The sequence below is a fragment of the Streptomyces venezuelae genome (assembly GCF_008642375.1).
Taxonomy (GTDB): Bacteria; Actinomycetota; Actinomycetes; order Streptomycetales; family Streptomycetaceae; genus Streptomyces; species Streptomyces venezuelae_G.
Genome location: NZ_CP029194.1, coordinates 713,523 through 735,077, shown reverse-complemented (window position 1 = coordinate 735,077; position 21,555 = coordinate 713,523). Strand labels below are relative to the sequence as shown.

Here is a 21,555-nt window from a genome sequence, read left to right as displayed (position 1 = left end):
CACACTGTCCGCCGAACGCCGCAATTCCGGTGCGGCGACGGAGGGACGTGAAGGCGATGGCCGTTTCCATTTCTGTCGTGGTGCTCCTGCTCGTACTGGCCGTGATCTTCCTGCGCAGCGGCGGACTCAAGGTCACCCACGCGCTCACCTGCGCCCTGCTCGGCTTCTTCCTCGCCGGCACCAGCGTGGCGCCCACGATCCACAACGGGGTCGCCGCCACCGCCAACGTGGTCTCCAGCCTGAAACCGTGATCGTTTCAGTGCCGTGAACTGCCTGTGAAACACACGGCAGTTGCATGTACATCTCACGGACTCGGGCCTAGCGTCGGCGGCCGGCGCGACAGACTGTCAGCAACCCGAGGAGCCGCAGTGACCACGCATCCGCCCCGAAGACGAGCACGCGCGCTCGCGCTGACCGCCGCGCTGAGCGCGACCCTCCTCGCGGGCGCCGCCCCCGTCGCCCAGGCCGAGGAGATACCCCTCGCCATCGGCCACCGCCTCGTCGACCACTACGAGGGCGCCCCCGCCACGGCCCGGCCCGTGCCCGGCAAGGCCCCCGCCCGGCACCCGTACCTCGCCCCCAACGGGCGCAGCGGCATGCACGCCGACGGGGCCGGCAGCGGGACCCACCCCTACTCTGGACCCCTCGGCCGCGACCCGAAGGTCGACAGCGAGAAGATCGCCCCCATCGGCGGCGAATGTGCGACCGTCACCTTCGACTCCGGCGGCCGCCTCGTCACCGTCTGCGGCACCTTCAGCGGCTTCCTCCTGAAGCTGCTCGACCCGCGCACGCTCGACACCCTCGCCGAGTACAAGCTGCCGCAGCGCTCCTCGACCGTCGAGGCCATCACCCGCCTCGACTTCGAGAAGATCTTCAAGGACACCTCCGGCGGCGCCTACTTCTACCTCGACGACCAGGACCGGGTCGTCCTCGCCGACTCGCGCCAGCACGTCCTGCGCATCGCCCACCGCCAGAAGGCCGACGGAGCCTGGGAGTTCGTCGTCGTGAACGACTGGGACCTCACCTCCCTCGTCCCGCACGACTGCGTCACCTGGACCAATCTCTTCCCCAGCGGCGTCTGCGACCCCGTCACCTCCGTCATGCCCGACTGGGACGGCCGCATCTGGTGGGTCACCCGGCTCGGCCGCGTCGGCACCGTCGACCCGGCGACGGGCGCGCTCCGCGCGATCAGGCTCGACGGGGAGGAGATCCAGAACTCCTTCTCCGTCGCCGAGGACGGCGCATCCATCGTCACCGACCACGCCCTGTACGGCTTCCGCGCCGACGCCGACGGCACCCCGCGCGTCGAGTGGCGCCAGACGTACGACCGGGGGACCGGCACCAAGCCCGGCTCCGTGAACCAGGGTTCGGGAACCACCCCCGACCTGTTCGGCGACCGGGACCAGTACGTCGCGATCACCGACAACGCCGACGACCGCATGAACGTCCTCGTCTACCGGCGCGGCGCCGACGTCCCCGCCGCCGAGCGGCTCGTCTGCAAGGTCCCGGTCTTCCGCTCCGGGGCCTCCACCACCGACAACTCCCTGATCAGCTGGGGCAACAGCCTCGTCGTCGAGAACAACTACGGCTACGAGAACACGAGTACGGTCACGCTCGGCCGCAGCGTCGTCGGCGGCGCGACCCGCATCGACGTCCGCGCCGACGGCAGCGGCTGCGACATTGTCTGGGAGAGCGACGTCCGCTCGCCCTCCACCGTCCCGAAGCTCTCCACCGCCAACGGGCTGCTCTACTTCTACGAGAAGCGCCCCCACTCCTTCGGCATCGACGCCTGGTACCTCACGGCCGTCGACTTCCGCACCGGGAAGCGGGCCTTCTCCCGCTTCACCGGCACGGGGCTCGCCTACGACAACCACTGGGCGCCGATCACCATCGGTCCGGACGGCACCGCGTAGGTGGGTGTCTTCAACGGCATCGTCGCCGTCCGCGACGGCGCCTGACGCACGGCGGCGCGGCGCCCCGTGGCGCCGCGCCGGCCCTGCCGGTGGTCCGGTGGTTCAGATCATCTCGGGCACGTCACCGACCGTGGTCCTGAGGTCGATGACCGCGAAGGGGGCGCCCTGCGGGTCGTGGATCACCGCGAACCGGCCGAACGGGCTGTCCATCGGTCCGAAGGCCTTCTTGCCGTTGAGGCGCTCGGCCGCCTCGACGGCCTTGTCGCAGTTGTCGACGGCGAAGTAGATCTGGATGTACGGGGGGATCTCCGGCGGGAAGTCCTCGTCCGTCATCTTCATCCGTCCCAGGACCGGCATCTCGCCGCCCAGGTCGAAGACCTTGTAGTCGATGTGCTCGTCCTGCATCTTCTTCGCGTTGTAGCCGAAGACGGCGGTGAAGAAGGCGTCGGACTTGGCCGGCTCCCGGGTGAACACCTCGGCCCAGGCGTACGAGCCGGTCTCACCCTCCAGTTCGAAGCCCGTGTGGTCTCCGGGCTGCCAGATGCCGAACGTCGCGCCCGTCGGGTCCTTGGCCAGGCACATCGACCCGAAGGTGCCGACCTGCATCGGTTCCATGAGGATCGTGCCGCCCGCCGACTTGATCTTCTCCGCCGTCGCGCCGACGTCCGGCGAGGCGAAGTACAGACACCAGGCCGACTGCGGCTCTCCGTTCTGCCCCGGCATCGGCGGCACGACGGCCGCGACCGCCTTTCCGTTCTTGTACGCCTGCGTGTAGTTGCCGTATTCCGTGGAGGACTCGCCGAAGGTCCAGCCGAGCACGTCGCCGTAGAACACCTTGGCGCCCTCGACGTCGGTGAACATCGCGTCGGTCCAGACCGGCGTGCCTTCAGGTCGTGCGGCCATGACGGTGGCTCTCTCTCTTGCGATCGATGTCGTGTTCCTGGGAGCCACGCTAGCCAGGCCCGCCGCTCACCGCTCGGTGACGCAAGGTGACGGCGTGTTCCTGCTGCGATCATGCACCCATGAAGACGAGCGCGGAGCAGGGGATCATCACCGTCCCGGCGGGGCGGGTCACGCTGTCCGACCGGCGCACCGAGCGCAGCTGGACGGTCGAGCTCGACGGGTACGGACTGGCCGCCACCCCGGTCACCCAGGAGCTGTACGAGCACGTCACGGGGGAGCGGCCGAGCAGCGCGCACGGGGCCCGGCTCCCGGTGGAGGGCGTCTCCTGGGGCGACGCGATCCGCTTCTGCAACGCCCTCTCCGGCCGGGAGGGGCTCACCCCCGCGTACCGGATCCCGGACGGCGGTCCGGACGGCGACCAGGGCGGGGTCGCATGGGACCGCGACGCCGACGGCTACCGGCTGCCCACCGAGGCCGAATGGGAGCACGCCTGCCGCGCCGGCACGACGGAGGCGCGGTACGGGCCGCTCGACGAGATCGCCTGGCACCGGGGGAACTCCGGGGATCGCCTCCACGAGACCGGCGGGCGCCGCCCCAACGCCTGGGGGCTCCACGACATGCTCGGCAATGTCTGGGAGTGGTGCTGGGACGTCTACGACGCCGAGGTGTACGCGAGCTACCGGGTGCTGCGCGGCGGCGGCTGGTTCGACGAGCGCTGGAGCTGCCGGGCCTCCGTGCGGCGCCGCAGCCACCCCACCCTCCGCATCGACGACGTGGGCTTCAGGATCGCCCGCACCCTGACGGGCTGAGCGCCGGCGTCAGCGGGGCAGGCGGCTCATCGCATAGCGATGGAACGGACCGTCGGGCACGGGGAGTTCGGGACGCCACATCCTCAGGACCTGGCCCGAGGGCACGAACAGCTCCGTCGGCAGGCTGTCCGGGTCCGTCCACTCCCAGCGGGCGATGCCGTCCGGCTCCGTGACGGCCGGCGTGCCGCGGAAGCCGCGTACCACCGTGGCCACGGTCATCCGGGTCAGCTCGGCCGAGGTGACCGAGTCCAGGATGAGCCCCAGCACCTCCACGTCGGCGGCGTCCGCGATCAGGGACGTCTCCTCCGCGAGCTCGCGCACCGCCGCGTCCTCCACGGACTCGCCCGGCTCGACCTTGCCGCCCGGCAGCTCCCATACACCGGAGTGGTGCAGGCCGAGGAGGACCCGGCCGGAAGCGTCGGTCACGACGACGCCCGCACCGAGCGAGGCCTGGGCGGTGGGCGGCTGGACGTTGCGGCGGGCGGCGGGGGCCTGCTCAGGGGTGGACATGATCCTTTTCTACCAGGTGACAAAAGTCCCAGAACCCCTTGAATCGGGCGAAAAAAGGAGGAAACTCGTCCTTACACCGGACAACCGGAAAGAGCCGCACCCGCCGACGGAGACGTCCGAAGGCCCGCGTGACCCTTGACTCGGCTCTGGCCAGGCCCCCGGCGGGGCCGGTCGGGCACGGAGCCGTCGGCGACGGCCGACGACCGCGCGAACCGACCCGGACCGCCGGGGACTGTCATGTCCCGGAGTGCCCGGAAGCCCCGGGGTGCCCGGAGCCGCTGCCGGCCGGCGGGACCACCGCGACCGGGCAGTGCGCGTGGTGCAGCACCGCGTGGGCGACCGAGCCGATGAGCAGCGAGCCGATCCGGTGCCGGTGGTGCCGTCCCACGACCACCAGACCCGCGTCCCGCGAACCCTCCACGAGCCGCCCCGCCGCGTCCCCCGGCACCACCGAGGGGGCCAGCTCGACGGCCGGCCACCGCTCCGCGAAGGGCCGGAGCCGCTCCTCCTGCTCCCGCTCCGCCTCCCGCAACAGCTCCGCCGAGTCGTCGGCCTCCGGCAGCGGCGGCGGCACCTGGAGCGCGGGGGACGGGGCCGCGAGCAGCGCGCCGGGCTGCGGAGGAATCCGGAAGGCGGTCACGACCTCCAGCGGCACGCCCCGCAGCAGGGCCGTCTCGAAGGCGAAGTCCAGCACCTCGTCAGGGGTCTCCTCGGGGTGCAGGCCCAGCAGGACCCGCCCCTTGTCCGGGGCGCCGGCCGGCTCGACCGTACGGGCCTCGTGCGGCACGACCACGAGCGGACAGGGCGCGGTCATCGCCAACGTGCGGCTGGTCGAACCGACCAGCAGCGAAACGAAGCCGCCGTGCCCCCGGGAGCCCGTCACCAGCAGGCGCCCGCCCCGCGCCGCCGCCGGCAGCGCGTCGGTCACCGCCCCGTCGAGGGAGGCGTACCGGACGGGGACGGTGTGCCCGCGCTTCTCCACCACCGTCCTGACCGCTCTCAGCACGGTGTCGGGCAGCTCGGGCTCCTTGCCCAGGGAGGCGATCCGGGCGGCCCCGAGCTGGAGCGCGTCGGAGCGGACATGGGCCACGACCACGGGCGCGCCGAGGAGCTCTCCCGCGCTCAGGGCCCACTCCAGGGCGCGGAGACTGTGGTCGGACCCGTCCACGCCGACGACGACCGGGGGCTCGGAAGCGGTGCTCGTGTCACTCATGGGGACATGCCTCCCGCACCGGCCCGGACGCCACACCGGCCCGTACCGAATCGCTTCGGGTACGGGCCGGTGGGGAAATCGGGGAGGGTCAGGCGCCCTGCGCGCGGCGCGCCCGCTCCGCGTCCCGCTCCTTGATGCGGACGGTCTCGGCGCGGACCTCCGACTGGGTGGCCCGCTCCTTGCGCAGCCATGAGGGGAACTCTTCCTTGATCGCCTCGATCTGCTCCGTGGTGAGCGCCTCGGTGATCCCGCCCCGCGCGAGACCGGCGATGGAGACGCCGAGCTTGTTGGCGACGACCGGGCGGGGGTGCGGGCCGTTCTTGCGCAGCTCCTGGAGCCAGGCCGGCGGGTCGGCCTGGAGTTCGGTCAGCTCGGCGCGCGAGACGACACCCTCCCGGAACTCGGCGGGGGTGGCTTCGAGGTACACACCCAGCTTCTTCGCCGCGGTCGCGGGCTTCATCGTCTGGGCGTTCTGGTGCGACGTCATGGTGTCAAGGGTATCGAGCATGCGGGCGACCTCCGACCACGTTCGCCAGCCGGTAGCCTTGCGGGGTGACAGGCTCGGACGATTCCCCCGCGGTTTCCCCCTCGGATTCCCCCATCCCTTCCCCTTCCACCCCCGCCTTCCGGCTCGCCTACGTGCCGGGAGTGACGCCCGCGAAGTGGGTGCGGATCTGGAACGAGCGCCTGCCCGACGTGCCGCTGACCCTCCTCGCCGTGACGCCCGCCGAGGCCTTCGGCGCGCTCCGGGACGGGGCCGCGGACGCGGGACTCGTGCGGCTGCCCGTCGACCGGGACGACCTCAGCGCCATCCCGCTCTACACGGAGACCACGGTCGTCGTCGTCCCCAAGGACCACCTCTTCGCGGAGGTCGAGGAGATCTGGGCGTCGGACCTCGCCGAAGAGCTCGTCCTGCACCCGCTCGACGACACCCTCGGCTGGGAGCAGCCGCCGGGCCGCCCCGCGAACGAGCGGCCCGAGACGACCGCCGACGCGATCGACCTCGTCGCCGCCGGCGTGGGCCTGCTCGCCGTACCGCAGTCCCTGGCCCGGCTCCACCATCGCAAGGACCTCACCTACCGGACGCTCAACGACGTCCCGCAGTCGCGCGTGGCCCTGTCGTGGCCGGCGGCCGACGAGGCCCCCGACCTGGTCGAGGAGTTCATCGGGATCGTCCGCGGCCGGACGGTGAACAGCACCCGGGGCCGTCGCGCCGAGGCCCAGAAGGGCCAGAAGCAGCCGCGGAAGGACCAGAAGCCCGCCAGGTCGGGCGGCGCCAAGCAGGCCGGCGCCAAGCAGGGCGGTCCCAAGCACGTCGGCACCAAGGGGGGCGCGCGTACCGCCGGGAAGGGCGCGGCAGCCCGTAAGGGCGGCAGCTCCGGTGGCGCCGGCCGCGGCAAGGCCGCGAAGCCCCGCCGGGGCCGCGGCTGAGCCCCCTGTCCGCACGGCGGACGGTGCTCACCGGGGCGGCGGAGCCTCGGCATACTGACCCCTCCTGATCATCGAGATCACCCAGGAGGAGCTTTGGCCGCCAGTTTCAGGACCGTCGTCGAGGTGGGGCCCGACCATCTCGAACGGGCCCGGTCCATCGACCGGGTGTTCCAGGAGGCGATCGCGCCCGCGACCGTCAACTTCGACTTCGAGGCGATACGGACGGCCGCCGCGGCCGTCCCCGACACCACCGTCGTGCGGCAGGTCCGGGGGTGGGGGCTCCAGGAGCACGCTCCCGTCCTCGTCATGGTTCTCTCCCTGAAGGAGGCCGTCCGGCAGGCCCTGCCCCCGGAGTACGCGGAGGCGGGCTTCTGGGGGACCGTCGAGCGGGAGCTCGTCGAGGCCTTCACCGGGCTCGCCGGGCAGGAGGGGCAGCCCGGACTCTCCTTCTACGAGGAGTCCGAGCAGCGCACCCGCTTCTACCGCGACCTGTTCTTCGCCCTTCAGGACGAGAACACCGGGGACGACATCTACGCCCTCGCCTTCTGCGTCGACGTGACCGTCGAGCTGCCGAAGGCCGAGGCCACCACCCTGGAGCTGACGGACGTCGTCCCCTTCGCCGTCCGGCTCAACGCGATCCTGGTCCGCCACGCACCGACCGTCGCCGTCTGAGCCGGCCCGGCCCGCCGTCCCGGGCCGGACACCGCAGACGTCGTTCGCCTCAGACCGGGCGGAGCCACCGTCCCGCCCGTGCCGCCGCGACGAGTTCCGGGACCGTCGCCAGCTTGACCCGGGGACGTCCCGTCTCCCGGCCCCGTGCCCGCTCGGTGCGGTCGATGGCCGCGAGACCGCGCGCGTCGACGAGACCCGTGCTGCGGCTCCGCACCAGCTTGCGGAAGGCCTGCGAGGTGCCCGTGGGGGAGGGCAGCGCGCCCGCGACCGCGTCCGCGAGCAGGGTCCCGACCGTCTCCTCCGCGCATGCCCGGTTCGCCCCGATGCCCCCGGTGGGCCCTCGCTTGATCCAGCCGACGACATAGCCGCCGGGCAGTCCGGTCACCCGTCCGGCCTCGTGGGGCACGGTGCCGGTGGCCTCGTCGTACGGCAGGCCGGTCAGGCGGACGCCCCGGTAGCCGATCGCCCGGACCAGCAGGCCCGCCTCGATCTCCGGGCCGGCCGGCGCGCCCTCCTCCGTCACCCGGACCGCCCGCACCCGCTCCGTACCGACCGCCTCGACCGGTGCCGAGTGGAAGCGCAGGACGATCCGGTGCCGGTCCTGCGCTGGCTCCCGCGCCCAGTCCACCGTCTCGCGCGGCACGTCCCGCAGGAGCGCGGCCTTGTCGCCGGGCGCGGCCGAGTCGATGGCCTCGCCGGTGCGCGGGTCCCGGTCGTCGACGAGCAGCTCGACCCCCGGCAGGTGCTTCAGGGCGAGCAGTTCGGACGAGGTGTACGCCGCGTGCTCGGGGCCCCGGCGGCCGAGCAGCACCACCTCCCGCACCCGCGCGCCGCGCAGCGCGGCGAGGGCGTGGTCGGCGATGTCGGTGGCGGCGAGGGAGCCGGGGTCCGTGACGAGGACGCGGGCGACGTCGAGGGCCACGTTGCCGTTGCCCACGACCACCACCCGCCCGGCCGGCGGGTCGACCGCGTCCGGGCCGGTCTCCGGGTGGGCGTTGTACCAGGAGACGACCGAGCTCGCGGAGACGCTGCCCGGCAGGTCCTCGCCGGGGATGCCGAGCCGCCGGTCGGCCGGTGCGCCCACCGCGTAGACCACCGCGTCGTGGTGCGCGGCGAGTTCCTCGACGGTGACGTCCCGGCCGATCTCCACACCCAGCCGCAGCCGGACACGGGGGTGGGTGTGGAAGCGGGCGAAGGTCTCCCCGGCGCCCTTGGTCGCCGGGTGGTCGGGCGCCACGCCGTAGCGGACGAGACCGCCGGCCACCGGCAGCCGGTCGATCAGCGTGACCTCGGCGTTGGTGTGCAGGAGCAGGTCCTCGGCGGCGTACATGCCCGCGGGGCCCGTGCCGACGACGGCGATCCGCAGCGGGGCGAAGTCGGAGGGCAGGGAGCGGCGGAAGGCCGGCTCGCCCCAGCTGTGGAAGGTGGGTGAGGCCTTGGCCGGCGCGGGCGTGCGGTCGGCGTAGTACTCCGCGTTGACCGCCTCGTACTCCCGCAGACGACCCGTGAGCCGGTCCGCCGGGAAGATCGCGTCGACCGGGCAGGCGTCGGCGCAGGCCCCGCAGTCGATGCAGGACTTCGGGTCGATGTAGAGCATCTCCGTGGTCCCGAAGTCCGGTTCCTCCGGCGTCGGATGGATGCAGTTGACCGGGCAGACGGCGACACAGGTCGCGTCGTTGCAGCAGGTCTGGGTGATGGTGTAGGTCATGTCGTCGGCTCGACTCTGGTGCGGGAGACGGGGCGGGGGTCGGATGGGGCCGGCGTCAGACGAGGTGGGCGCGCCGGTAGAAGAAGAGCGCGGGCCGGGTGAGCATCCCGACGTCGGCCAGGAAGTCCATGAGGCCGGAGCAACTGGCGCGCAGCTGAGCCTTGTAGTGCTCGTTGGCGGCCGCTTCGCGGCGGGCCCGCTCGGGGTCGAGCCCGGCCCGTACGTACACCTCCGGGTTCACCAGGCTCGTGATGATGTAGTACGCCGCAACGGCGACCACGAGGGCCTGGAAGTGACGGCGCGGCCGGCTCGCGCGGGCGAGGTGGCGGCGCGTCTCGTCCCTGGCGAACTTCATGTGCCGGGATTCCTCGACGACATGGATGTTGTTGATGGTGCGGACGAAGGGGACGACCCGCTCGTCGCGCATCCAGTCGCGCTGCATGACGTCGAGGACCTCCTCGGCGACGAGGATGCCGGCGTACGCGGCTTCGCCGAAGCCGACGGTCTTCATGAAGCGTCCGAGTTCCAGCACGGCCCGCTTGGGCCGGTACGCGGGCGCGCCGAGCTTCTGGGAGCCGCGGGCGAACATGATCGAGTGCCGGCACTCGTCGGCGATCTCGGTGAGGGCCCACTGGAACCGGGGGTCGGTGTGGTCCGTGAGGTAGATGTCGCGGAGCACCATCTGCTGGAGGATCATCTCGAACCAGATGCCGGTGCTGGCGACCGAGGCGGACTCCTGCCGGGTCAGCTCCTTGCGCTGCTCCTCGGTCATCTCCTGCCAGTAGGCGGTGCCGTAGAGGGAGTTCCACTCGGGGCTCTGCCCGTGGAAGTCCTTGTCGAGGGGCGTGTCCCAGTCCACCTCGACTGCGGGGTCGTACGACAGCTTCGCGGCGGACAGGAGCAGTCGCGCGGCGATGTCGTGGCCTTCGTTGTCAGGGCGGACGGTGCTGCTTGCCATGGGGCGGCTCCTCGTTTCGCGCGAGCGGCTCGGACGCTTGTTAGACGTCGCGTCTAGCAAGCTTGTTAGACGGAACGTATAGCAAGCGTGCCGCGCGGGCCTACCCCTCGGTACGGACTTTCTTCCAACGGAGTTACCCCGGGTACGCGAACGGGGCCGGAGCCAAGGCGGCTCCGGCCCCGTTCCCCGGGTCGGGAAGGACTGGGTCGGACTGGACCGGGAAGGACTAGAAGGTCACGTTCCAGGCGTCGATCTTGCCCGTGTCCTGGCTCGCGTTGTCGTTCACGCGGAGCTTCCAGACGCCGTTGGCGACCTCTGCCGAGGCGTTGACCGTGTACGTCTGGGCGATGTTGTCCGTACCGCTGCCGGTCCTGTTGTGGAGCGTGTACACGGTGCCGTCCGGAGCGACCAGGTCGACCTTCAGGTCACCGATGTACGTGTGCTTGATGTCCACGCCGACCTTGAGGGTCGCCGGGGCGTTGCCCGTCACGCCGCTGACCGTGATCGGGCTCTCGACCGTCGCGTTGTCGGCGATCGCGACATCGGCCAGGTTCTCGAAGTACGCGCCGGGCGGCGGGGTGGAGCCGCCGACGGCCTTCAGGGCGTCGACCGCGCCTTCGCCGAAGAAGCCGTTCTTCGTCGAGGTGCCGGTGCAGCGGGAGTCCGAGGGGCACGCCCGGTCCGTCGCCTGGACGCCGAGCTGGTCCCGGATCTGCGCCGGGGTGAAGGTCGGGTTGACGCTCGCGATGAGCGCCGCGACGCCCGCCACGTGCGGGGACGCCATCGACGTGCCGTTCATGTTGCCGTACTTGCCGCCCGGGAGCGTCGAGTAGACACCGGAGGCGCCGTCGCCGCCGGGGGCCGCGATGTCGATGATGCCGTTGCCGAAGTTCGAGTACGAGGCCTTGGCGCCGCCGTTGCCCTGCGCGGCGACCGTGACGACGCCCGGGAGCTCCGTCGGGATGTCGATGCAGGCGTTGGTGATGGTGCGGGTGACCGGCGTCGAGTCGTTGGGGGACTCGGTGTCGGTCGTCTTGTTCGCCAGGTCGTAGTTGGAGTTGCCGGCGGCGGCCACCTGGAGCGAGCCCTTGCCCTCGGCGTACGCCTGGGCGCGGCGGACGCCCTCGATGATGGCGGCCTGGTCCACGTTGTCCGGGCAGTTGAACGCCCACGGGTCCGTGTAGTAGCTGTTGTTGGTGACCTTGAAGCCGTGGTCGCCGGCCCACATGAAGCCGCAGATCGTGTTCTCCGCGAAGAACAGGCTGCTGGTCGGCTCCGCGATGCGGACGGAGGAGATCTTCACGCCCGGCGCGACGCCGATGACGCCCTTGCCGTTCTTCGCCGCGGCGATCGTGCCCGCGACGTGCGTGCCGTGGGTGCCGACGTCACGCCAGGCCCCGGCACGGGTGTCCGCCTTGCCGTAGGCGCAGGACGCCGAGTCGGCGGCGTTGAAGTTGGGCGCGATGTCCTGGTGCTGGTCGTCCACGCCGGTGTCGAGGACGCCGACCTTCACCGACGCCGATCCGGTCGTGACGGCCCAGGCCTGGTCGGCCTTGATCTGGGTCATGTCCCAGCGGTTGGACTCGTTCAGCGTCGTCGCGGACTGCGACGGGTTCGCGGGGAGCGCCGGGTTGTAGGCGTCGGCCGGGACGTCGGACGTCCGGGTCGCGCCGACCTGCTGGACGCCGGCGACCGTGCGCATCGACGAGGCGAACGACGTGGACGTCGAGTGCGCCACGATCACGCCGATCGCGTCGTAGGTGGCGAAGACCGAACCGCCCTTGGTCGCCACGGCGCCGCTGACGGCGGAGGTGCCGCCCGGCGCGGTGATCACCAGGTAGGCGCGGGTGCCCGCGGCCCAGGCCGCCGGTGCCGCGGCGGCCCGGGTGGTGGTCGTGGACGTGGTGGCCTGGTTCGCCCCCGCCGAAGCACCCGCGACGGGCGCGGTGTCCGACGTTGCTGCCTGGGCGAATCCGGCGGGAGCGGCGAGCGCCACGGTCGTACCGAGGGCCGCCACGGCGACGGCCGAGACTCTCAGCCGGCTGGATATCTGGGAAAACAATGCGTCCTCCGATGACCCGGTGGCGCGGGTGGCGCCGACCGGGCCCTGTGATGTGTGGGGTGGACGCAAGATCCCAGACTCGGGGAACGGAAGGAAGCATTCTGTCCGAGAAGCCTGTTCGCGTTACGTACTGTTGACCTGGCGGCGCCGGGAACACGTATGAATCCGCCTTCCTGTCCTGTTCGTTCTCCGGCGATGCCTGTCCGCTCTCCGGGGCCCTTCCGGAGTCCCCCGTACGGCGTCGGTTCCTCCGTGTCCGTTACTTCAGGTACGGGCCCGGGACGCCGATCCTGCCGGTGCCGTTCAGGACGTACACCCGGAGGTTGCCCTTGCCCGGCGCGCCGACCGACAGGGTTCCGTCGGAGACGGTCCGTACGTCACCCGTGACGGCGTCGGTGTACGTGCCGTTGGGGATGCCCGTGAAGGTGGCGCCGCCCGAGACCGTGACCAGGGCGAAGCTGTCCGTCGTGCCGCTGGTGTAGCGGCGCTTGAAGGCCATGCCGCCCTGGATGCCCTCGGTGGAGTACTGGCCCATCTGGAGCGCGGGGATGGCCCGGCGGATCTGGTTGAGCCGTTGGACGTGCTGCGCCAGGGGCTGCTGGAGGGTCGTGGCCACGGCTCCGGAGGCCGCGGAGACCCGGGAGAAGTCGGAGGCCGTGACCGAGCCGGCGACGTGGTCGCCGAAGTAGGCGCGGCCGGTGGCGGCGAGCGGGCAGGACGGCCCGCAGTCGATCTTCTTCCCCTTCTGGAACTCGATCTCCGAGCCGTAGTACAGCGTCGGGATGCCGCGGAAGGTCCACATCAGCGACATGTTCTCGGCCCAGGCGTCGGTGCCGCCCGTGTAGCGCTCGCTCGACTTGTTGGGGCCGTAGTCGTGACTGTCGACGTAGACGACGTTGTAGGTGGCGTCGTGGTAACTGTCGTCCGAGTCCTTGCCGTTGGAGAAGGCGTTGTACGCGTCACCGAAGTTCATGTGCATGCGCATGTCGATGACGTTCATGCCGGAGAAGCGGCTGTTGTCGGGCGCGTGGTAGGTGTTCCCGTTCAGGAAGGCGTTGGTGGAGGTGGGCTGGCTGCCCGTGCCCTGCTGCTGCTCGTAGTCGTACATCTCCAGGGCGGCTTTGGTGTCGTCGGCGTCGTACTCCTTGCGCTCCTTCCAGGTGTAGAACTGCGCCGAGTGGTTCACCGAGCCGCGGTTCCACTTGTCGTTGACGAAGGCGGCGACCTCGCCGAAGACGAAGAAGTTCTTCGCCGCCTCGGCTCCGTGACGCTGTGTCACCCGCTCCTGGATCGCGGGCAGGAAGCGGCGGTTCCAGGTGGTGCGAGGGATGTGCACGGCGGTGTCGACGCGGAATCCGTCGACGCCCATGTCGATGTACTTGTTGTAGGCGCCGATCAGGTGGTTCTGGACGGTCGCGTTCTCGGTGTTGAGGTCGGCCAGGTCCTCGTGCAGCCAGCAGGAACGCGAGTCCTCACCTTCCCAGTTGCCGATCCAGCACTGATGGAAGAGGTCCTTCGGGAGCATGCCGGACGTGGGGCTCGGCCACTGGCAGTTGTAGACGGTGTAGCCCTCGGCGCTCTTGCCGCCGGTGGGCTTGCCCCAGTTCACGCAGGTGTTGCCGGTGGGCTCGGCCGTCGACCACAGGTCGCCGTTGTAGTACGACTTCCCGGACTTGGCGTCGACCGTCAGGCCGTCGTACTCGAAGCCGGGCTGCTTCTCGTCGTAGTACCAGCTCCACTGACTGTCCCGGACGCCGTACACGGTGGGCACGAAGAGGCCCTTGGCGCCCCAGCGGGAGGAGTGGTTGTAGACGACGTCCTGGTAGATCTTCATGCCCTTGGCGTGGGCGGCGTCGATCAGGTCCTGGTAGGAGGCTCCGGCGGACTCCAGGCGGGGATCGACCTTGTAGAAGTCGTAGCCGTGGTAGCCGTGGTAGTCGTAGTCCGAGCGGTTGAGCACCACCGGCGTGACCCATATCGCCGAGAAGCCGAGGCCCTTGACGTAGTCCAGCTTCTGGATGAGGCCCTTGAAGTCGCCCCGGAACATGGGGTCTTCGTTGGCCGCGTTGCCGGACTTGGTGTGCTGGCTGCCGCCGCGGTTGTTCGACGGGTCGCCGTCGTTGAAGCGGGCGGTGAGGACGAAGTAGATCGGGTCCTTCCGCGGGTCGGTGCCGAGCGGCTTCCCGTTCGTCGGGTCCGCCGGCTTGTCGCCCGTGGTGGCGGTCGCCGCGGCGGAGGCTGCGGACACGTTCCCGGCCGCGTCCACGGCCTTCACCGTGTAGCTGTACGTGGTCCGTTCGGCCAGGTTCGTGTCGGAGAACACCGTGGAGCCGACGTCGGTCACCACCGTGCCGGCGCTGCCGCCGGTCCGGGTCACCTGGTACTTGGTGACCCCCCGGTCGTCCGTCGCGGGGTCCCACGTGAGCAGCACCGAGACGCCGTCGGCGGCGGCGGTGACCCGCGCGGGGGCGGTCGGGGCCTGGGTGTCGGGCGGGGTGGCGGCGCAGGGGTCGGCCGCGTTCGCCGTCACCACGCGGTTCCGCACGGTGGAGACGCCTGCGCCGATGGTGTAGTCGGAGCCGCCGTTGTTGTCCCAGGTGCCGTTGCCGTTGTTGAAGGCGGCCTTGAGGGAGGCGGCCGACCCGAGGTCGACCTCCCGCTTCCACCAGCCGGTGCACGAGCCCTGCATGCCGACGCCGGGGACGGTGGTCCAGGCGCCGCCCGCGGGCTGGTAGTGGAGGTTGACGGTGGACCAGCCGAGCGCCTCGGTGGAGTAGTAGACCGTGGCCTTGGCGGAGGGGGCCGGTGTGGGGGTCGGCGTCGGCTCCGTACCGGCGCAGGGGTCGGAGTGGGCGACGACCCCGTCCTTGACCGTGATGGAGCCGGTGCCCAGGGCGTAGTTCTTGCCGCCGTTGTTGTCCCAGGTGCCGCTGCCGTTGTTGAAGGTGGCCTGCAGGCCCGCGGCCGTGCCGAGGGTGACGGTCTTCTTCACCCAGTCCGTACAGGCGGGCTCCATGGCGACGCCGGGGACCGTCGTCCAGGAGCCACCGTCGGGGGCGTAATGGAGGTTGTGGAGCGTCCAGTTCTTGGTCTTCGTCCAGTAGAAGACCGTGGCCGTGTTGTCGGCGGCGGCCGCGACCGGCGCGGTGCGGGGGGAGGCCTCGCCGGGTGGCGTGGCGACCACCAGGCCGAGGACGCCGGCGGCGGCCGCCAGTGCGGCGACCGGGCGGGCCGGCAGCCGTCTGCGGGTGCGTGTCATCTGAATCTCCAGGCAGGGGGCAGCCGCGTCACCGATCGGAGCAGGGCGCCGGGCGGACGGCGGGAAGCTCCTTGGAAACGCAGTCGGAAACTTTCAGAAACATCTTGCGTGGCCGGAAGTTACCGGTGCGCGGCCCGCCCGTAAAGGGATCCGACGGAAGCGGGGCCCGCGGCCTGTTCGGCCACGGGCCCCGCCGGGGTTGCCTGTTGGGTGCGTACGAGGGGTGGACGCCCCGTCAGGGGCGCGGCCAGGGGCGCCCTTCCAGGCGCTCGATGTCCCGGTTGAAGCGCTCGAGGAAGCCCGCGAAACAGGCCACGTCCTCGGGTGACCAGTGCTCCATGACCCGCTCCAGGCCCTCGATGTTCGAGGTCCGGTCGGCGTCGAGGCGGCGCTCGCCCTCCCTCGTGATGCGGAACTTGCGGGCGATGCCGCCCTCGGGGTCGGGGATCCGCTCGACGACCCCGGCGCGCAGCATGGCGGCGGTCTGCCGGTTGAGGGTGGAGGCGTCCAGGCCGAAGGCGTCGCTGAGCTGCCCGATGGACATCGGCCCGTGCATGCGGATGCGGCTCAGCAGGACGTAGGCGCTGCGGTCGAGCAGGCCGCCGCCCGCGCGGGAGCGGGGCGCGTGCAGGTGGGTGTGCCTGCCGAGCAGCATGGTCTCGAACTCGACCAGGTGGGTGGGCTTGTCCACGGGCTTGTCCATGGAGGCATTCTCCCTCGCGGTGGAATGATGTGCAGCATGCACGGCTTGTGTATGACGCAATGGATGTGCATGATGCATATCAGTCATGCGCATTGCATCGTGAATCGTGGAAACACCGAGGGAGAACCCGTGGACGGCCCCCAGCCCGAAGCCCGCACCGGAGGCGTCGTCGGCGTCCTCGCCCTCGCGGGCATCGTGGCCGCACTCATGCAGACCCTGGTGGTGCCGCTCATCGGCGACCTGCCGAATCTCCTCGACACCGCCCCGTCCAACGCCTCCTGGGTGATCACCGCCACCCTGCTCGCCGCGGCCGTCGCCACCCCCGTCGCCGGACGCCTCGGCGACACCCTGGGCAAGCGCCGGGTCCTGCTCGCCTCGGTCGTCCCGCTGATCGCCGGCTCCGTCGTCTGCGCTCTCGCCTCCTCCGTCGTACCGATGATCGTCGGACGTGGTCTCCAGGGCCTCGGCATGGGCGTCGTCCCCGTCGGCATCAGCCTCCTCCGGGACGTCCTGCCGCCCGAGAAGCTCGGCGGCTCCATCGCGCTGATGAGCGCCTCCATGGGCGTCGGCGGAGCCCTCGGCCTGCCCTTCTCCGCAGCCGTCGCCGAGAACGCCAGCTGGCGCGTGCTCTTCTGGGTCGCCGCAGCCTTCAGCCTCCTCGCCGGCCTCCTGATCTGGCGCGTCGTGCCCGCGGGACCGCGCAACCCCGCCCCCGGCCGGTTCGACGTGCCCGGCGCCCTCGGCCTCGGCGCCGGCCTCGTCGCCCTGCTGCTCGCCGTCTCCAAGGGCGCGACCTGGGGCTGGGGCAGCGGCACCACCCTCGGCCTCTTCGCCGGCTCGGCCGTCGTCCTGCTCGCCTGGGGCGCGTGGGAGCTGCGGACCCCGGAACCGCTCGTCGACCTGCGGGTCACCGCCCGCCCCGTGGTCCTGCTGACGAACGCGGCCTCGGTCCTCGTCGGCTTCGCCATGTACGCGCAGTCCCTGGTCGTCCCGCAGCTGCTCCAGCTGCCCGAGGCCACCGGCTACGGCCTCGGCCAGTCGATGATGGCGATGGGTCTCTGGATGGCCCCGGCGGGCCTGATGATGATGGCCCTGGCCCCGCTCGGCGCCAAGCTGTCGGCCGCCCGCGGCCCCAAGGTCACCCTCTCCGTCGGCGCCCTGGTCATCTCCGCCGGATACGCCTCCTCCCTCGCGCTGATGGGCTCCACCTGGGGCCTGCTCGTCGTGACGCTCATCTGCAACACCGGGGTGGGTCTCGCCTACGGGGCGATGCCCGCGCTCATCATGGGCGCGGTCCCGCAGGAGGAGACGGCCTCGGCCAACAGCTTCAACACCCTGATGCGCTCCATCGGCACATCCGTCTCGGCCGCCGTCATCGGCGTCGTCCTCGCCCAGATGACCACCACGCTCGGCGGGCACGCGCTGCCCTCCGAGGACGGCTTCCGCGCCGCCATGCTCATCGGCGCAGGGGTCGGCCTCGTGGCCGCGGTGGTCGCCGCCCTCATCCCGGCCAAGGCCCCGTCGGCAGGCTCGGGCGGCGCGTCCGGTGTCGTCGCTGCCGATCCGGAGGCCGATGCCGGGGCGCGCCGCCCCGCCGCGGCCCCGTAACCGGCCATCGGCAGACGAGCCGCCGCAGACCCCGACGGTCACTCAGCCGTGACCGTCGGGGTCCTCGGACGTGTCCTCCTCCGTCGGCGCGTCCAGCGTGAACAGCGCGCCGTCCGGGTCCCGTACGACCACGCGATGGTCCTCGGCGCCCTTCGGGGCGCGCACCCCGCCCCACTCGCCGCCCGGCACGACCGTCCCGCCGTGCTTCACGACGGCGGCCGTCGCCGCCTCCAGATCCGGCACCCGGAACCGTACGAGCCAGCGCGGACGCAGCTGCGGACGGGGCGAGGCGGACTCGACCGGGCCGCTGTTCAGCCGGGCGACGGCCTCGCCGTGCCAGCGCAGGACGACCTGGTCACGCTCGTACGAGACCTCGCAGCCGGACGGGCTCCCGTCCGCCCAGCCGAGCACCCCGCCGTAGAACACGGCCGCGTCGAACGCGTCCCGCGTGTGCAGCTCCAGCCAGGCCGGCGCCGTCCGCTCGCCCACGCGCCAGCGCGAGATCAGCCGCCCCTCCCACACGGCGAACGCGGCGCCCTCCTGGTCCGTCGCGAGCGCCGCCCGCCCCCGGGGCGGGAAGGCGACCGGGCCCACGCCGACCGTGCCGCCGCGCTCCCGGATCCGCGCCACCGCCGCGTCGGCGTCGTCCACCGCGAAGAACGGCGTCCAGGCCACCGGCACCGCCATCTCCGAGGCCACCGCCGCGATCCCGGCCACCGGCACCCCGTCGCGCTCGCCCACCGCGAACGCGTCACCGAGTGCGCCCCGGCGGAACGTCCAGCCCAGCACCGCCCCGTAGAACCGCACCGCCGCGTCGAGATCGCGCGCGGCCAGACTCAGCCAGCACGGCGCGCCCATTGCCTCCGCGCTCACCGCCACCCTCACCATCTCCTCGGTCCACCGTCCACAGCGGGTCGCCCGACACCACCCCGCGCCCCTTCCCCGTCCGGTGGCCCCGCATGCGTCCGTTCACCCGAGTGCCGCCGATCACCCCCTGCGCGTCACGCGGGACGCGTACGCGCGGACGTCCGCGTCGGGGTCGTCCGCCGCCGCGGCGAGCGCGGTCCGGGCCGCCGGGTCGGCACCGTGCGGGAGCAGGGAGAGGACGGCGGCCTTGCGGACGTCGGCGTTCGCGTCGGCGAGGGCTCCGGCGAGCGCGGGAACCGCCGCCCCGGGCGGCGCGGCCCGCAGCGCCGTCGCCGCACCGGCCCGGACCTGCCAGGCGGCGTCGGCCAGCGCCGCCACCGCGGACGCCGCGTACTCCGGCGGGCAGCCCGTGCCCGCCAGGGCGGCCAGCGCGGCTCCCCTGACCAACGGATCGGGATCGTCGAGCAGGGGGTCGAGCGGCTTCGGGGCGGGGGCGCGCACGACGGCGAGACCACGGGCCACCGCGACCCGCACCTCACGGGCCGGATCGGCGGCGGCCCCCGCGAGCTCCTCCACCGCGTCCACGGACACCAGGGCCCGGACGGCCTGGATACGGACCTCGACTCCGGCGTCGGCGAGCGAGGCCGCGTACAGGGCGGCGTCACCGAGCCGCAGGGCCCGCAGGACGTCCAGCGCCGCCGCGCGCACCGCCGGGTCGGGCACGGCGAGCGCCTCCCGCAGCCCCTCGGCGAGCTGCGGTTCGGCGGGCAGGACCTCGACCAGCTCGCGCAGCGCGGCCGCGGCGGCGGCCCGCACCCGCGGCTCCGCGTCGCCGAGGTGGGCCGCGAGCGCCGGTCCCGTCCCGGCCGGGGCGGTCTCCCCGAGCGCGGTGACGGCGGCGGCCCGGACCGCCGGGTCGCTGTCGTCGAGGTAGGGCCGGAGCGCCGCGAGGTCGGGGGACTCCTCGACGAGAGCGAGGAGCCGCAGCAGGCGGAGACGGGGTGCGGGGGAGGGGGCGGCCTCCGCCCGGTCGGTCCCGGCCGAGTCCGGCGCCCCGGGCTCAGGCTCCGCCGCTTCGGCCGCCGCCCGGCGGGCCGTCGGCGCCCCGTCCCGGGAGCCGGCCGTCGCCACCGGCACGAGCTCGACCTCGCCCAGCGGCCGCTCGGGACCCGCCGGCGGCGCGAACTCCGCCACCGGCACCACGTACGGCTCGACCGGCCGCGCCGTGAACTCCATCGCCCCGGAAGGGGACTTGCGAAGGTCGAGGTGGTGCAGCCAGCCCTGGTCGTCCCGCTCCGGATGGTCGAGCCGCTCGTGGTAGAGCCCCCACCGCGACTCCGTCCTGGCCAGCGACGCCCGCGCCGCCATCTCGGCGCAGTCCCGGATGAAGCTCACCTCCGCGCACCGCATCAGCTCGTGCGCGGTGCGCGCTCCCATGCCGGCGATCTCGTCCGACATCCGGGTGAACGCCTCCACCGCGAGGGACAGCTTCGCCCCGGTCTTCGGCGGCGCCACGTAGTCGTTGACGAACCTCCGCAGCTTGTACTCGACTTGGGGCTGCGGCGGACCCCCCGGGTTCCGCAGCGGCCGGTAGACGAGCTCGTGCGCGGCGGCCAACTGGTCCGCCGGAAGCTCCCCTTCGTAGGCCTTGTACCCCGCCGCGTCCTCGCCCGCCAGATCGCCGTAGACGAAGGCGCCGATCATGTAGTTGTGCGGTACGCAGGCCAGGTCGCCGGCCGCGTACAGCCGGGGGACCGTCGTGCGGGCGTGGGCGTCCACCCGTACCCCCGAGGCCGAATGGCCGCCGCACAGGCCGATCTCCGAGATGTGCATCTCGACGTCGTGCGTGCGGTAGTCATGCCCCCGTCCCTCGTGGAAGGTGCCCCGGGTCGGCCGCTCCGTGGTGTGCAGGATCGACTCGACGGCGCCGATGGTCTCCTCCGGCAGATGGCTCATCTTGAGGTACACCGGGCCCCGGTCGGAGGCGAGTTCGGTCGCGAACTCGGCCATCATCTGCCCCGACCAGTAGTCCGACTCCACGAACCGCTCACCGTGCCGGTTCACCTGGTACCCGCCGAACGGGTTGGCGACGTAGGCGCAGGCCGGGCCGTTGTAGTCCTTGATCAGCGGGTTGATCTGGAAGCACTCGATCCCGGTGAGCGCGGCTCCCGCGTGGTACGCCATCGCGTAGCCGTCGCCCGCGTTCGTCGGGTTCTCGTACGTCCCGTACAGGTAGCCGGAGGCGGGCAGCCCGAGCCGGCCGCAGGGTCCGGTGGCGAGGATCACCGCACCGGCCCGGACCGTGACGAACTCCCCCGTACGGGTGTGGAATCCGGCGACGCCGACGGCCCGGCCGTCGTCGGGGTGGGTGAGCACCCGGACCGGCATCACCCGGTTCTCGATCCTGATCCGCTCCCGCATCTCCCGGCGCCGCAGCTGCCGGTAGAGGACCTTCTTGACGTCCTTGCCCTCCGGCATCGGCAGCACGTACGAGCCGGACCGGTGCACCTGGCGGACCGCGTACTCGCCGTGCTCGTCCTTCTCGAACTTCACCCCGTACGACTCCAGCCGCCGGACCATCGCGAAGCCGCGGGTCGCGGTCTGCCGGACCGTGGACTGGTCGACGAGACCGTCGTTGGCGCGGGTGATCTCGGCGACGTAGTCGTCGGGTTCGGCCCGGCCCGGGACGACCGCGTTGTTGACCCCGTCCATGCCCATGGCCAGGGCGCCCGAGTGCCGGACGTGCGCCTTCTCCAGGAGCAGGACGTTCGCACCGCGCTCGGCGGCCGTCAGCGCGGCCATGGTGCCGGCGGTGCCGCCGCCGACGACGAGCACGTCGCAGGAGAGCTCGGTCGCGTCGGCGAGGGAGGGGACGGCGAGGGAGTGGGCTGCGAGGGAGTGGGCTGCGGGGGCCGGGGCGGCCGAGGGGGTGCTCACGG

17 protein-coding genes are annotated in these 21,555 nt (G+C 72.1%); 6 read left to right on the top strand and 11 right to left on the bottom strand.

Going from position 1 to position 21,555, the window contains the following annotated elements; translation table 11 throughout:
* Nucleotides 1–56 precede the first annotated feature (56 nt).
* Together DEJ46_RS03310 and DEJ46_RS03305 are read left to right on the top strand one after the other, a co-directional pair.
* A complete protein-coding gene (locus DEJ46_RS03310; RefSeq protein ID WP_141297606.1) occupies nucleotides 57–251 on the top strand; it encodes a hypothetical protein in 195 nt (64 codons plus the stop codon).
* Between the two features lie 117 nt (nucleotides 252–368).
* Nucleotides 369–1,913 (top strand): hypothetical protein, encoded by a 1,545-nt coding sequence (locus DEJ46_RS03305; protein WP_150264073.1) that lies wholly within the window; start codon nucleotides 369–371, stop codon nucleotides 1,911–1,913.
* Between the two features lie 102 nt (nucleotides 1,914–2,015).
* Here the strand turns inward: DEJ46_RS03305 and DEJ46_RS03300 are convergent, their stop codons facing one another.
* Nucleotides 2,016–2,816: a VOC family protein gene (locus DEJ46_RS03300; RefSeq protein WP_150264072.1), complete on the bottom strand. Its 801-nt coding sequence runs from the start codon at nucleotides 2,814–2,816 to the stop codon at nucleotides 2,016–2,018.
* 119 nt (nucleotides 2,817–2,935) lie between these two features.
* Here DEJ46_RS03300 and DEJ46_RS03295 point away from each other — a divergent pair, with 119 nt between their 5' ends.
* Nucleotides 2,936–3,625 (top strand): formylglycine-generating enzyme family protein, encoded by a 690-nt coding sequence (locus tag DEJ46_RS03295; RefSeq protein ID WP_150264071.1) that lies wholly within the window; start codon nucleotides 2,936–2,938, stop codon nucleotides 3,623–3,625.
* Between the two features lie 9 nt (nucleotides 3,626–3,634).
* Here DEJ46_RS03295 and DEJ46_RS03290 read toward each other — a convergent pair whose 3' ends face one another.
* The 3 genes from DEJ46_RS03290 to DEJ46_RS03280 form a co-directional block, all read right to left on the bottom strand.
* Complete coding sequence (locus DEJ46_RS03290; RefSeq protein ID WP_150264070.1) at nucleotides 3,635–4,135, bottom strand: nucleotide triphosphate diphosphatase NUDT15; 501 nt, start codon at nucleotides 4,133–4,135, stop codon at nucleotides 3,635–3,637.
* 235 nt (nucleotides 4,136–4,370) lie between these two features.
* A complete protein-coding gene (locus DEJ46_RS03285; RefSeq protein ID WP_150264069.1) occupies nucleotides 4,371–5,348 on the bottom strand; it encodes a universal stress protein in 978 nt (325 codons plus the stop codon).
* An 88-nt stretch (nucleotides 5,349–5,436) separates the two neighbouring features.
* Nucleotides 5,437–5,856 (bottom strand): DUF5997 family protein, encoded by a 420-nt coding sequence (locus DEJ46_RS03280; protein ID WP_150264068.1) that lies wholly within the window; start codon nucleotides 5,854–5,856, stop codon nucleotides 5,437–5,439.
* Between the two features lie 92 nt (nucleotides 5,857–5,948).
* Here DEJ46_RS03280 and DEJ46_RS03275 point away from each other — a divergent pair, with 92 nt between their 5' ends.
* Together DEJ46_RS03275 and DEJ46_RS03270 are read left to right on the top strand one after the other, a co-directional pair.
* Nucleotides 5,949–6,779, top strand: a complete 831-nt coding sequence (locus DEJ46_RS03275) for a LysR family substrate-binding domain-containing protein (protein ID WP_150274057.1) — start codon at nucleotides 5,949–5,951, stop codon at nucleotides 6,777–6,779.
* A gap of 93 nt (nucleotides 6,780–6,872) precedes the next feature.
* The gene (locus DEJ46_RS03270; RefSeq protein ID WP_150264067.1) at nucleotides 6,873–7,451 is read left to right on the top strand and encodes a Type-2Aa cytolytic delta-endotoxin; all 579 of its coding nucleotides are present in this window, start codon (nucleotides 6,873–6,875) and stop codon (nucleotides 7,449–7,451) included.
* A gap of 49 nt (nucleotides 7,452–7,500) precedes the next feature.
* Here DEJ46_RS03270 and DEJ46_RS03265 read toward each other — a convergent pair whose 3' ends face one another.
* The 5 genes from DEJ46_RS03265 to DEJ46_RS03245 all read right to left on the bottom strand — a co-directional run bounded on the left by DEJ46_RS03265 (nucleotide 7,501) and on the right by DEJ46_RS03245 (nucleotide 16,141).
* Entirely contained in the window at nucleotides 7,501–9,159 is a 1,659-nt protein-coding gene (locus tag DEJ46_RS03265; RefSeq protein WP_150264066.1) for an FAD-dependent oxidoreductase, read from the bottom strand.
* A 55-nt stretch (nucleotides 9,160–9,214) separates the two neighbouring features.
* Nucleotides 9,215–10,117, bottom strand: coding sequence for an AurF N-oxygenase family protein (locus tag DEJ46_RS03260; RefSeq protein WP_150264065.1), 903 nt, complete (start codon nucleotides 10,115–10,117; stop codon nucleotides 9,215–9,217).
* A gap of 226 nt (nucleotides 10,118–10,343) precedes the next feature.
* Entirely contained in the window at nucleotides 10,344–12,179 is a 1,836-nt protein-coding gene (locus tag DEJ46_RS03255) for a S8 family serine peptidase (protein ID WP_223834481.1), read from the bottom strand.
* Nucleotides 12,180–12,438: 259 nt separating this feature from the next.
* Nucleotides 12,439–15,438 carry a carbohydrate binding domain-containing protein gene (locus DEJ46_RS03250; RefSeq protein WP_150264064.1) on the bottom strand — a complete coding sequence of 1,000 codons (3,000 nt, stop codon included), beginning with the start codon at nucleotides 15,436–15,438 and terminating at the stop codon, nucleotides 12,439–12,441.
* 235 nt (nucleotides 15,439–15,673) lie between these two features.
* Nucleotides 15,674–16,141, bottom strand: coding sequence for a MarR family winged helix-turn-helix transcriptional regulator (locus tag DEJ46_RS03245; protein WP_150264063.1), 468 nt, complete (start codon nucleotides 16,139–16,141; stop codon nucleotides 15,674–15,676).
* Between the two features lie 129 nt (nucleotides 16,142–16,270).
* Here DEJ46_RS03245 and DEJ46_RS03240 point away from each other — a divergent pair, with 129 nt between their 5' ends.
* Nucleotides 16,271–17,749, top strand: coding sequence for an MFS transporter (locus DEJ46_RS03240; RefSeq protein WP_150264062.1), 1,479 nt, complete (start codon nucleotides 16,271–16,273; stop codon nucleotides 17,747–17,749).
* Between the two features lie 42 nt (nucleotides 17,750–17,791).
* Here the strand turns inward: DEJ46_RS03240 and DEJ46_RS03235 are convergent, their stop codons facing one another.
* Together DEJ46_RS03235 and DEJ46_RS03230 are read right to left on the bottom strand one after the other, a co-directional pair.
* Complete coding sequence (locus DEJ46_RS03235; RefSeq protein ID WP_150264061.1) at nucleotides 17,792–18,637, bottom strand: VOC family protein; 846 nt, start codon at nucleotides 18,635–18,637, stop codon at nucleotides 17,792–17,794.
* Nucleotides 18,638–18,736: 99 nt separating this feature from the next.
* On the bottom strand, nucleotides 18,737–21,553 hold the full coding sequence (locus DEJ46_RS03230) for a fumarate reductase/succinate dehydrogenase flavoprotein subunit (RefSeq protein WP_150264060.1): 2,817 nt from the start codon (nucleotides 21,551–21,553) through the stop codon (nucleotides 18,737–18,739).
* Nucleotides 21,554–21,555: the final 2 nt, after the last annotated feature.

What these genes read in the sequence shown, in the direction of transcription:
- DEJ46_RS03310 (WP_141297606.1), top strand. Translation starts at nt 57, where the DNA reads ATGGCCGTTTCCATTTCTGTCGTGGTGCTCCTGCTCGTACTGGCCGTG.
- DEJ46_RS03300 (WP_150264072.1), bottom strand. Translation starts at nt 2,816, where the DNA reads ATGGCCGCACGACCTGAAGGCACGCCGGTCTGGACCGACGCGATGTTC.
- DEJ46_RS03295 (WP_150264071.1), top strand. Translation starts at nt 2,936, where the DNA reads ATGAAGACGAGCGCGGAGCAGGGGATCATCACCGTCCCGGCGGGGCGG.
- DEJ46_RS03290 (WP_150264070.1), bottom strand. Translation starts at nt 4,135, where the DNA reads ATGTCCACCCCTGAGCAGGCCCCCGCCGCCCGCCGCAACGTCCAGCCG.
- DEJ46_RS03285 (WP_150264069.1), bottom strand. Translation starts at nt 5,348, where the DNA reads ATGAGTGACACGAGCACCGCTTCCGAGCCCCCGGTCGTCGTCGGCGTG.
- DEJ46_RS03280 (WP_150264068.1), bottom strand. Translation starts at nt 5,856, where the DNA reads ATGCTCGATACCCTTGACACCATGACGTCGCACCAGAACGCCCAGACG.
- DEJ46_RS03265 (WP_150264066.1), bottom strand. Translation starts at nt 9,159, where the DNA reads ATGACCTACACCATCACCCAGACCTGCTGCAACGACGCGACCTGTGTC.
- DEJ46_RS03260 (WP_150264065.1), bottom strand. Translation starts at nt 10,117, where the DNA reads ATGGCAAGCAGCACCGTCCGCCCTGACAACGAAGGCCACGACATCGCC.
- DEJ46_RS03250 (WP_150264064.1), bottom strand. Translation starts at nt 15,438, where the DNA reads ATGACACGCACCCGCAGACGGCTGCCGGCCCGCCCGGTCGCCGCACTG.
- DEJ46_RS03245 (WP_150264063.1), bottom strand. Translation starts at nt 16,141, where the DNA reads ATGGACAAGCCCGTGGACAAGCCCACCCACCTGGTCGAGTTCGAGACC.
- DEJ46_RS03235 (WP_150264061.1), bottom strand. Translation starts at nt 18,637, where the DNA reads ATGGTGAGGGTGGCGGTGAGCGCGGAGGCAATGGGCGCGCCGTGCTGG.